The sequence below is a fragment of the Thermodesulfobacteriota bacterium genome, from assembly GCA_040757775.1.
In the GTDB taxonomy this organism is placed as follows: domain Bacteria; phylum Desulfobacterota; class UBA8473; order UBA8473; family UBA8473; genus UBA8473.
On record JBFLWQ010000015.1, the window covers coordinates 48,259 to 60,182 of the forward strand.

Genomic DNA, 11,924 nt, shown 5'->3' on the forward strand with positions numbered 1-11,924 from the left:
TTATTTCAAAAAGAATTGATATGTCAGTTTACTTTATCATAGAGTCTAAGGTAATAGACAAAGACAAATATGCTCAATATATAGACAAGGTATCGCCGATAGTTAAGAAATACGGAGGGCGATATCATGTTCGTGGAGAAGCTATCAAGGCTTTTGGTTCATGGAAGCCGGAAAGAGTTATTGTTATTGAGTTCCCCACAAAGAATCATGTTCATGATTGGCTGACATCATCTGAATACAAGGCTATCGCATCATTGCGTGAAGAGAGCGCTGAAACACAGGCTATTCTTGTAAGTGGTTATGAAGGGTGAATAATTCGTAGTAGGTATGAAATCAGGTCAATAACATGTGAGTTTGAGGAAAAAAAATGGCAATCAAGAAATCTGAATTATACAGCTCACTTTGGGCAAGTTGTGACGAACTGAGAGGCAGTATGGACGCCAGCCAATATAAGGATTATGTATTGGTGATGCTGTTCATGAAATATGTTTCCGATAAAAAAGACCCGCTTATTGAAATACCTGCAAATGCCAGCTTCTACGACATGGTAAAGCAAAAAGGCAAATCTGACATCGGTGATAAAATCAATAAAATCATTGGAGAGTTTGCCAAAGGCAATGGTCTGACTGGCGTAATTACAGTTGCTGACTTTAATGACGATGAAAAGCTAGGCAAAGGGAAAGATAAGGTTGACAAATTAACCAACCTGATTACCATTTTTGAAAAACCGGAACTGAATTTTAGCGATAACCATGCGGAAGGCGACGATCTGCTTGGTGATGCCTATGAATACCTGATGCGACATTTCGCTACTGAAAGCGGAAAAAGCAAAGGACAATTTTATACACCTGCCGAAGTTTCCCGCATAATGGCAAAAGTAATTGACATCAGTAAATCCAAAAGCCAGTCGGAAACCATCTATGACCCTACTTGTGGGTCGGGGTCTTTGCTGCTGAAAGCAGCAGATGATGCGCCGCACGGTATTACCATTTACGGGCAGGAAAATGACAACGCCACACGCGCTCTGGCCGTAATGAACATGTGGCTTCACGGCAACCCCGATGCCGAAATTTTGCAGGGCAATACGATGGCTTCACCACAGTTTACTGATGATACCACAGGCGAACTCAAACAGTTTGATTATGCCGTTGCCAATCCCCCTTTCAGTTACAAAGCCTGGATGAATGGCTTAGACCCCGTCAATGATATTTACAGACGTTTTGAAGGTTACGATGCTGTTCCTCCCAAAAAGAATGGCGACTTTGCCTTTTTGCTGCACCTGATTAAATCGCTGAAATCAAAAGGCAAGGCGTGTATTGTCTTACCTCTGGGCGTTTTGTTCCGAGGTAGTTCCGAAGCCAATATCCGTAAAAAGATTATCCAAAAGGGTTATATCAAAGGCATTATCGGTTTGCCGCCCAACTTGTTTTATGGAACAGGCATTGCCGCCTGTTTGATTATAATAGATAAAGAAAACGCTGCAGAGCGCAAAGACATTTTCATGATTGATGCAAGCAAGGGATTTATAAAAGACGGTAACAAAAACCGTTTGCGTGAGCGGGATATCCATAAGATAGTGGGTACGTTTAACAATCGCATTGAAATACCCAAGTATTCAAGAGTTATTCCACTTGCTGAAATTGCCGATCCGAAGAACGATTATAACCTGAACATCCCTCGTTATATTGACAGCCAGGAAGCAGATGACATACAGGACATTGAAGCCCATTTGGTAGGAGGTATTCCCAGAAGTGATATTGAAGCATTAGAAAAATATTGGACGGTGTATCCTTCATTGAAAAGTGAGTTATTCAAAACCATCGATAAGCGCGCGGAATATTATCAACTAAACATTGCAAACGAAGAAATCAAAAACACTATCTTTCAGCACCCTGAATTTACAGCTTTCAGTAAAAAGATGGATTCAGTATTCAAAAAATGGGAAACCAAAACGATAGTCTTTGTCAAATCATTGGACAAAGACTTGAAACCCAAACAGGAAATACAATCCATTTCTAAAAATCTGTTGAAACATTATGCAAATATACAACTTACTGACAAATACACTATGTATCAGCACCTGATTGACTATTGGAATGAAACCATGCAGGATGATTTTTATGAATTGGCCGCTGATGGCTGGATAGCAGGCAATGAAGTAAAACGTATAGAAAAGAAAATTAAAAAAGGCGATAAGGAAGTAGTGAAACAAGTGGTAGGTATTGAAGGACTGGAAGGCAGATTGATACCGCCTGCACTAATTATTCAGGAATATTTTACTAAGGAGAAGGCTGCTATTGACACATTGGAATCAGAGCTTGAAACCGTAAATGTCAAAATTAATGAACTGATTGAAGAACATGGAGAAGAAGACGGTTTGCTGAGCAATGCTATAGACGATAAAGGTAAAATCAGTAAGAGTAATTTGCAAAAAGCCATAAAAGATTTGGGCAAACGCAATGCTGACAATGCCGAAGAATACGACATGCTGGAGCAATATAAATGGTTGATAGAAGAAGAAGCAAATAAAAAAGCTCAAATCAAAGCAGCAAACACAGTATTGGAGGGATTAATTATAAAAAAATACCCAACGCTGAGCATTGACGAAATAAAAACCATTGTAGTGGAAAAGAAATGGATGTACAGCATGAAACAGCGAATCCGCACTGAAATGGACAATATCAGCCATCGTTTGACCCAGCGCATTAAAGAACTGGCTGAACGTTACGAGATGCCTTTGCCGAAACTGAGCAGAGAAGTGGATGAGCTTACCGTAAAGGTAGAAAGCCATTTAAAGCAGATGAAATTTGTATGGTAGAAGCTATGGGAATACAGAAAGGGTTTAAGCAGACTGAGGTTGGGGTGATTCCGAGGGATTGGGGGTTATTCCCGATTGAGGACTTAACACCGAAAAATAGAAAATACAATATTGTTGATGGACCATTTGGCTCAAATTTAAAAACTATTCATTATCGCAAATCTGGTATTCCTATAATTACAAGTGGATATGTAACAGATGGGAAGTTTTCGGCATCGGAATACCTTTACGTTGACTTAGAAAAATTTAAGCAAGAGAAGCGAAGTGCTGTAAGGGGTGGAGATATAGTAATGGCTAAAATTGGGGAGAGATGTGGCGCAAGTGCAATTTTGCCAAAAGATCACCAAGAAGGCATTTTGTCGGGTAACGCATTAAAAATCACTATTGATGAAAATAGATTTTCAAAAGACCTAATTGCTCAAATATTATGGAATCATCACATAATGGGGAATTTTGAATTATTAAGGACCACCGGTGCACAACCAGCCATTTCAATGGCAAATCTGAAAAAATACAAAATCCCCCTCCCCCCCACCAAAGCCGAGCAAACCGCTATCGCCGCCGTCTTAAACGATGCCGATACCCTCATTACCCAATTGGAAAAACTCATTGCCAAAAAGCGAGCCATCAAGCAAGGGGCAGTGCAGGAGCTGTTGAAGCCAAAAGTAGGGTGGGAAGCTAATAAATTAGGAGATTTCCTAGATTATGAACAACCCACAAAATATTTAGTGGCAGATACAGAGTATAACGACCATAATCAAACGCCAGTTCTTACGGCAGGTAAATCATTTATACTTGGTTATACAAATGAGGGGTTTGGCATTTTTACAAATCTTCCAGTAATCATTTTTGATGATTTCACCACTTCTATCAAGTTTGTTAATTTTCCTTTTAAAGTTAAATCATCTGCGATGAAAATGTTAAAGCCTAAGAATGAAAATGTAAATTTGAGATTTGTTTTTGAGTTAATGCAAATGATAAAGTTCGATAGCACTGACCATAAACGATATTGGATTTCAGAATATCAAAACATTGAAGTTAAAGTTCCCGAATCAAAAGAACAAACTCGAATCGCCCAAATCCTCTCCGACATGGATGCAGAGATAGAAACCCTAGAAAGGAAACTGAAAAAATACAAAATGATTAAACAGGGAATGATGCAGAATTTATTAACGGGGAAAATAAGGTTGGTATGATTATATTCATATAGTCCTTTTCTCATGTGACAGGCCATTTAAGGACAGCCTCTGTAAGTAGATGATATAGTTAATGTTTCACGATTATTAAAAATTTAAAGGGCTCCTTAGCAATAGTATTATAAATAGCGCAGTGTGACATGGATATAAAAGAACTTCTTAAAAAGAACGGGCCAATGCTTTCTTCATCAATAAAACAGACGATATTGGCATCTGGATTATCTGATGAAGCTGCCCGCAAGCAAATTTCGAGGGTCAGCAAACAAGTTAAAAAGCTCCATGTAAAGCTCTTTCCCAGGAGGGCTTACTTTTTTTATTTAGAGGATCAAGAAAATACAACCAAATTCTTTGAAAATTTAGTTGCGGCACTAAAAGAGACAAACTCTATACATTATGGTGCAATTGTTGCTTTGGCCGCCAGGGGTGGGAAGGCAAGTCTGGAGAAATTCAAGGTATTATCAGGCGCACCAGAAAAGCGGAAGAAACAGAAAAATTTCAATCTTTTAGTTAGTGAACTGATTAATTCAAAACTTGCTTTTAAAAAAAATGAAGGTGGAGTAGAACTAATAGAGTTGAACATTAATCTGGCATCTTGTTTCAACAAGGACAAGATCGAAGTGCTTGAAGTTTTGGAGGAATTAATTGTAGCAGCTATGACGGACTGGTTGAAGAAAACCGGGCTTGGTTCTTATAACAAACTGAAACGCTCTAGTGATTTCAATTCCTATTATTGGGATATAACAGTTCCTTCGTATGTGTTCCCTTTTTGTATAAAGAAAGAAAATGTAAAACCAGGTTTTATTGTCGTAGATATTCTCCCACAATACAACATTCAAACAGAACACATTAAATACTTTATTAAAAAATTCGAGTCATCGAGAAGTCAATACCCTGGTAGATTTTTCCCCATTTTGATAGGAAATAATTTCGAACCAGATGCGTTCACCTTAGGCAAGAAATCAGGATTCTTAATTACAACACCAGGAAACCTTTTTGGCGACTCTGTAGGTGCTTTACTCTCAGACCTCAAGAATACTTTGGAAAACATGTCAGCCGCGGCCACAAAGAAATCAGAGGAGGAGATTTCGAAAATGATTCGTTCGGTTGCTAAACTGGAAGGAAAATCGAATAATATCCGCGGACAATTATTTGAATTAGTTGCAGGACATATTGTTTCAAAAGCTTTTAGTGGTTATGTAGATATTAGGAAAAAAATTCATGATCAAAATGGTAGAAAAGCTGAAATTGATGTAATTTGTTTCGAAGGCAGTAAAGCAATACGAATATTTGAATGCAAAGGAAATAATGCAAATCAGGTAATTGATTTGCCAACGATACAGGAATGGGAAACAAAAATAAACATCATCCGAAACTGGCTAGACTGTAATAATGAATATAGGAGTCGAAAGCAGTATTTCGAATTTTGGACAACAAGCAGTTTTAAACCTGAAGCAATCTCCTATCTAGATAAGGTTAAAGCCTCTGTTAGAAAATACACTGTAGATTACAAAGCATCTAATGGTGTGTTGGCTATGGCAAAAAATGAAAATCTCAATTCAATTCATGCTCTTTTATTAGAACACTATGGAGCAGAATAATGGACAACATCGGCAAAAAAGAACGGGAAACCCAAAACCGTGTGGTGGCGTTGTTTCAAAATGAACTGAAATACCGTTATCTCGGCAATTGGGAAGAACGGGAAGACAACAGCAACATTGAGGAAGAAATATTAGCCAATTATCTCACCCAAAAAGGATACAGCCGAAACCTGATAGACAAAGCTCTGTATGAATTCGGCAAAACAGCCAATGACCAGGGTAAATCACTTTATGACGTCAATAAGGAAGTGTATTCCATGCTTCGCTATGGCGTGAATGTGCAGCCCGAAATCGGACAGAACAAGGAAACCGTCTGGCTCATTGACTGGGAAAACCCCTTAGAAAACGATTTTGCCATTGCCGAAGAAGTTACCATCAAAGGAATCCACAAAAAACGTCCTGATATTATTTTGTATGTGAACGGTATTGCATTGGGTGTTTTGGAGCTCAAACGAAGCACCGTATCCATATCTGAAGGCATCCGTCAAAACCTGGACAATCAAAAACATATCTTCATAAAGTCGTTTTTTAGCACCATTCAGTATGTCATGGCAGGAAATGACATTGAAGGCCTTGCGCATGCCGCGATTGATACCAAAGAGAAATATTTCCTGAGATGGAAAGAGGTCAGTGAAGAAGTCAATAAAGACCATCTGTACTTGCTTCAACTTACCAAGCCCATCCGTGACAGAGCAACCTGTTATGATTATCCGCTCGATAAAAACATTGTGGAATTGCTGCATAAAGAACGCTTTATTGAGTTGCTGCACGATTTTATTGTCTATGACAGAGGGCAAAAAAAACTGGCCAGACCCAATCAGTATTTCGGCGTTAAAGCCGCACAGGATTTTGTGAAACGCGGAGAAGGCGGCATCATCTGGCACACACAGGGTAGTGGCAAGAGTTTAACGATGGTATGGCTCACCAAATGGATCAGGGAATACAACCCCAACGCCAGGGTGCTGATTATTACCGACCGTGAGGAACTGGATGACCAGATAGAAAAAGTGTACAAAGGAGTTCAGGAAGATATTTACCGTACCAAAAGCGGAAAAGATTTGCTGAATAAACTAAATGATAATTCGCCTTTGCTGATGTGTTCACTGATTCACAAATTTGGTGGTAAGGAAGAGGTGGATGACAAAGACATGGATGATTATTTGCAGGATTTACGCAGTAGCATCCCTTCTAATTTTAAAGCTAAAGGCGATATCTATGTATTTGTGGACGAATGCCACCGAACACAGACTGGCAAGTTACACGAGGCCATGAAACAATTTATACCCGATGCTTTATTTATTGGTTTTACCGGAACTCCTTTACTAAAATCCGACAAAAAGACCAGCTTGGAAGTTTTCGGAAGATACATTCATACTTACAAATTTGATGAAGCCGTAAACGATAAGGTAGTGCTGGATTTACGTTATGAAGCCAGAGACATAGAGCAAAACATTACATCGTCGGGAAAGGTTGACGAATGGTTTGAACTCAAAACCCGTGGCCTTACTGACTTTGCCAAAGCCGAGTTGAAACAGAAATGGGGCACGCTGAAAAAGGTGTTCAGTTCCAAATCGCGATTGGAAAAAATCGTACTTGACATGATGCTCGACATGGAGAAAAAAGAACGTCTCCAAAACGGCAGGGGCAATGCCATGCTGGTTTCAGACAGTATATACAATGCCTGTCGTTATTATGAGCTGTTTCAAAACGCAGGTTTAAAAAATATGGCTATTGTAACGTCATTCGTTCCAACCCATACTGATATTAAGGGAGAAGAAACAGGCGAAGGATACACCGAAAAATTGCAGCGTTTTGAGATATATCGAAAAATGCTGGCAAACTATTTTAACGAAGACCCCGATACAGCTATCAACAAGGTCGAGCAGTTTGAAAAAGAGGTAAAGAAAAAATTTGTAGAAGAACCTGCCCAGATGAAATTGCTGATTGTTGTAAACAAACTGCTCACCGGTTTTGACGCACCATCGGCCACTTACCTGTACCTGGATAAAAAACTCAGGGACCACGGGCTTTTTCAGGCAGTTTGCCGTGTAAACCGATTGGATGATGATAAGGAATACGGATACATAATTGACTACATGGATTTGTTCAGGAGTTTGGAAATAGCTTTCAAGGATTATACTTCCGAAGTGTTCAGTGGCTATGAAAAAGCAGACATTGAAGGCTTATTAAAAGACCGCCTGCAAAAAGGCAAAGAAAGATTAGAAGAGGCATTGGAAGCCGTAAAGGCATTATGTGAAGCCGTTGAACCACCCAAAGACACTCTTTCCCATATTCATTACTTCTGCGGCAAAAACACCGAAAACCCGGATGAACTGAAAGACACCGAACCGAAACGGGTTTCCTTGTATAGACTGACCATTGCGCTCATCCGGGCATATACCAACATAGCCGATGAAATGAAAGAAGCAGGTTATACTGATAAAGAAGCAGAGCAGATTAAAAACGACATCAAACACTTTGAAAACCTGCGAAAAGAGATACAGCTTGCCAGTGGCGATTATATCGACTTGAAACAATATGAGCCTGCTATGCGTTATTTGATTGACAGCTACATCGGAGCGGAAGAAAGTCGTATGCTTGCCAATTTTGATGACATGAGTATGGTTGAATTGCTGGTTGAAAAAGGAAAAGATGCTATAAATGATGTACCCAAAAAAATCCGTGATAATAAAGATGCAATGGCGGAAGCCATAGAAAACAATTTGCGTAAAGTAATAATTGAAGAAAGCCCGACCAACCCTGTTTACTATGAAAAAATGAGCGTGCTTTTAGATGAACTCATCAAGCTGCGCAAAGAAGCCACTTTGGAATACGAAAAGTATTTGCAGGAAATCATTGACCTTTCAAAAAAAGTGAAGAAACCAAACACTAATTCTGAGTATCCTTTTTCAATAAATACAAACGCTAAAAGGTCATTGTATGATAATCTTGGCAGAAACGAAGCAATTGCAAATGAATTAGACCATAAAATATTAACAACGAAAAAAGACGGGTGGAGAGATAATATTCAAAAGTCAAAAGCCGTCAAATACGCAATTGGAGAAGTATTGGAAGAATACGGCATTAAAGAGCCGGATGCTTCATATGTGTTCAATCTTGTTAAAAATCAAAGAGAATACTGATGGAACAAATCACTGTCAACAATATCAAAATTGATGTAGTTCGTAAAAACATTAAAAACATACATCTGGCCGTTTATCCGCCAACAGGTAGGGTGCGCATTGCCGTACCATTAAAAGCAAATGATGATGCAGTTCGCCTTTTTGCTATTTCAAAATTAGGCTGGATAAAACGACACCGACTAAAATTTGAAGGGCAGGAAAGAATTACACCAAGAGAATACAAAAACCGGGAAAGCCATTATTTTCAAGGCAAAAGATACCTACTGAATATCATTGAAGAGGATGCACCACCCAAGGTTATTTTAAAAAACAAAACTTACATCGACCTTTATGTAAGACCTGGGATACCAGTTGAAAAACGGCATACAATAATGACCGAATGGTATCGGGTTGAACTGAAAAAACAAATTCCCGCAATGATTGAAAAATGGGAAAAAACATTGAATGTCAAAGTGAACGAGTGGCAAGTAAAGCGGATGAAAACCAAGTGGGGCTCGTGCAATATTGAAAAGAAAAGAATTTGGATAAACCTCGAGCTGGCTAAGAAGCCGGATTATTGTTTAGAATATATCATCGTACATGAAATGGTTCACTTGTTGGAAAGGCATCACAATGACAGGTTTCTATATTACATGGATAAATACTTGCCAAACTGGAAGCAGTTGAAAACAGAATTAAGCAGACTACCTATAAGCCATACATATTGGAACTATTGATTAAAATTCATATTTATTAAAAATGATACCAAGCGATAATTTAAATAAAATAAACAACGTAACAACACCGAAATTTATAGCCTTTACAATAGGATTCTTATTATTGATTATTACATTAATTTTTGATGCTGATGGCTTTATCTTTATCATCGATCACGCAAATCTCCTGTTTCATGAAGCCGGGCATATAATATTTGGAATTTTTGGCAGTACACTTGGGCTTTATGGCGGTACTCTGGGGCAGTTGGTATTTCCGATAATAACGGCGTTGACTTTTTTACGACAGGCAGCCTTAGTCTCCTTTTCAGTTTCAATGTTATGGTTATTTGAAAACTTTTTTAACATTGCCAGATACATGGCAGACTCAAGGGCACAAGAATTACCGCTGGTGGGCAGCGGCGAACACGATTGGACAACGATATTTACAGGCATTGGTCTATTAAATTACGATACTGCCGTTGCAAATTTTGTCAGGTTTATAGGTTGGTTGGGTTTAATATCCACTATGCTTTTTATAACATATCAATGGAATCGATATAGAAAAGAGCATACTGTGACAAAAATAGGGACAGTCCACACTTAATTTAATACGTGAAATTATATTGGTAACCTTGTGAGTAAAAAAATGATTGAAATTGAACCGAATTTTCAAAAAAGAAATGAATTCAAAGGTGACGATTTAGTATGCTACTGTTTTAACTATACGAAAAGAGATATCGAAAATGACTTTGTTACTAACAATCGTTCTTTGATCTACGAAAAGATTTCCTCTGAAAAGAAGGCAGGAAGGTGCAATTGTGCTGAGGAAAATCCGAAAGGAAAGTGATGTTTAGCTGACGTCCACCAGGTTGTGGAAACCTTAAAAAAGATGAAAAGGAGTGAGACATGAAAATATCGATAAAATACTGTACATCTTGAAACTATCTGCCAAAAGCCTCCAGTTTGGCGGCAAAAATAAAAAAAGAATTCGGTATTGAGGTAAAATTAATTAAGGGCAGCAATGGGATTTTTGATGTCGTTGCCGATGGCAACCTCATATTTTCTAAACACGAGGTTGGTCGATTTCCAAAGGAAGAAGAGGTAATTGATTTGTTAAAAAAAATGAATTTAAAGCGAGGTTAGCAATGTTAGGAAAGCAGATGAGCAAGATTATAGTATTGATTATCTGTATGTATCCTTTGTTATTTGCAGTTAATGCATATCCTGAAGAGAAAATATTTATTAAAGAGTATACCTATCGTGCAAGCGACCTCGACAGCAAGGTTTCCAGCAGAACAATCGCTCTTGAACAGGTTAAGAGGCTTGTTCTGGAGGAACTGGGGACGTATCTGAAAAGCGAGACAGCGGTTAAAAACTTTGAATTAACAAAGGATCAATTGACTGCTTTTACAGCAGGTGTAACGAGAATCATGGTTATTGATGAAAGATGGGATGGAAAAACATATTATCTGAAAGCAAAGATAGTAGCTGACCCGGAAGAAGTGACCCGTTCAATCGAGAAAATCCGTGCAGACCAAACTATGAGCAGGGTGCTCGAAGAAACCAGCAGGAAGGCAGATGATGCCGTGAAGGAGATTGATAAGTTAAGAAAAGAACTGGAGACCATGAAGACCAATGCCAAAAAACAGCAGGAGTACACAAAAGCTGTCGAGAAGCTGTCTTCCAGGGAATGGTTTGATAAGGGATATGCACTTATCATAGCGGGCAACTACCAGGAGGCAATCGCAGCCTACTCAAAAGTGGTCGGCTTGGAGACGGACAACGTCACAGCACTAATTCATCTCGCATGGGCATATAACGGGGCAGGTAATTATAAAAAGGCAATCGTTCATTTGGACAGTGCAATAGCACTGGAGCCAAAAAATGAGCATGCATACGTTCAGCGCGCCTGGTCTTACAACGCATTGAGCAAATATCAGTCGGCGATCGTTGATCTGGATAAGGCATTAAGCATAAACCAGAATAACCAATGGGCATATTATCACAGGGGCTGGGCATACAATGCCTTGGGCAATTTTCTGCAAGCTAAGAAAGATATGGACAATGCTGTAAAGATCAACCCGAACGAACCCTTTAATTATTTTATGCGCAGTTGGTCTTATAACGGTCTGGGGAACTTTCAAGAGGCGATAAAAGATGCGGATACGGCATTAAAATTGTCCCCTGACAATAAATATGCATTAATTCAAAGGGGGTGGGCATATAACGGTTTGGGGAATTATCAGCAGGCTGAAAAAGATTTCAACGCAACGTTAGACATAGATCCTAAATTCGCAGATGGTTACTATAATCTGGCTATTTTTTATTATTACAGGGAGGGAAAAGAAAAGGCCATGATATTCCTGGCCAGAGCGATAAAGCTTGACGCAAACCTGAAACAAAGGGCAAAGGCAGATTTAAACTTCAAAAATCTGAGCAATGACAAAGAGTTCGAAAGATTAGTAAACTGAATT

Annotated in this window: 10 protein-coding genes; all 10 read left to right on the forward strand. The window is 38.8% G+C overall.

Annotated elements, in window-relative coordinates:
• Positions 1-20 precede the first annotated feature (20 nt).
• The 10 genes from AB1401_10190 to AB1401_10235 all read left to right on the forward strand — a co-directional run bounded on the left by AB1401_10190 (position 21) and on the right by AB1401_10235 (position 11,921).
• Positions 21-311, forward strand: a complete 291-nt coding sequence (locus tag AB1401_10190; GenBank protein ID MEW6615820.1) for a DUF1330 domain-containing protein — start codon at positions 21-23, stop codon at positions 309-311.
• 56 nt (positions 312-367) lie between these two features.
• Positions 368-2,818 (forward strand): type I restriction-modification system subunit M, encoded by a 2,451-nt coding sequence (locus tag AB1401_10195; protein MEW6615821.1) that lies wholly within the window; start codon positions 368-370, stop codon positions 2,816-2,818.
• A complete protein-coding gene (locus AB1401_10200) occupies positions 2,812-4,014 on the forward strand; it encodes a restriction endonuclease subunit S (GenBank protein MEW6615822.1) in 1,203 nt (400 codons plus the stop codon). Before AB1401_10195 ends, AB1401_10200 begins: the two co-directional genes overlap by 7 nt.
• 140 nt (positions 4,015-4,154) lie before the next feature.
• Entirely contained in the window at positions 4,155-5,612 is a 1,458-nt protein-coding gene (locus AB1401_10205) for a hypothetical protein (protein MEW6615823.1), read from the forward strand.
• Complete coding sequence (locus AB1401_10210) at positions 5,612-8,755, forward strand: HsdR family type I site-specific deoxyribonuclease (GenBank protein ID MEW6615824.1); 3,144 nt, start codon at positions 5,612-5,614, stop codon at positions 8,753-8,755. The genes AB1401_10205 and AB1401_10210 overlap by 1 nt, the downstream gene beginning before the upstream one ends.
• Positions 8,755-9,471: a SprT family zinc-dependent metalloprotease gene (locus AB1401_10215; protein ID MEW6615825.1), complete on the forward strand. Its 717-nt coding sequence runs from the start codon at positions 8,755-8,757 to the stop codon at positions 9,469-9,471. The genes AB1401_10210 and AB1401_10215 overlap by 1 nt, the downstream gene beginning before the upstream one ends.
• A 103-nt stretch (positions 9,472-9,574) precedes the next feature.
• The gene (locus tag AB1401_10220; GenBank protein MEW6615826.1) at positions 9,575-10,054 is read left to right on the forward strand and encodes a hypothetical protein; all 480 of its coding nucleotides are present in this window, start codon (positions 9,575-9,577) and stop codon (positions 10,052-10,054) included.
• Positions 10,055-10,096: 42 nt separating this feature from the next.
• Positions 10,097-10,297, forward strand: coding sequence for a hypothetical protein (locus tag AB1401_10225; protein ID MEW6615827.1), 201 nt, complete (start codon positions 10,097-10,099; stop codon positions 10,295-10,297).
• A gap of 59 nt (positions 10,298-10,356) precedes the next feature.
• Positions 10,357-10,593: a SelT/SelW/SelH family (seleno)protein gene (locus AB1401_10230; protein MEW6615828.1), complete on the forward strand. Its 237-nt coding sequence runs from the start codon at positions 10,357-10,359 to the stop codon at positions 10,591-10,593.
• Positions 10,594-10,610: 17 nt separating this feature from the next.
• Positions 10,611-11,921 carry a tetratricopeptide repeat protein gene (locus AB1401_10235; protein ID MEW6615829.1) on the forward strand — a complete coding sequence of 437 codons (1,311 nt, stop codon included), beginning with the start codon at positions 10,611-10,613 and terminating at the stop codon, positions 11,919-11,921.
• The last annotated feature ends 3 nt before the right edge of the window (positions 11,922-11,924 follow it).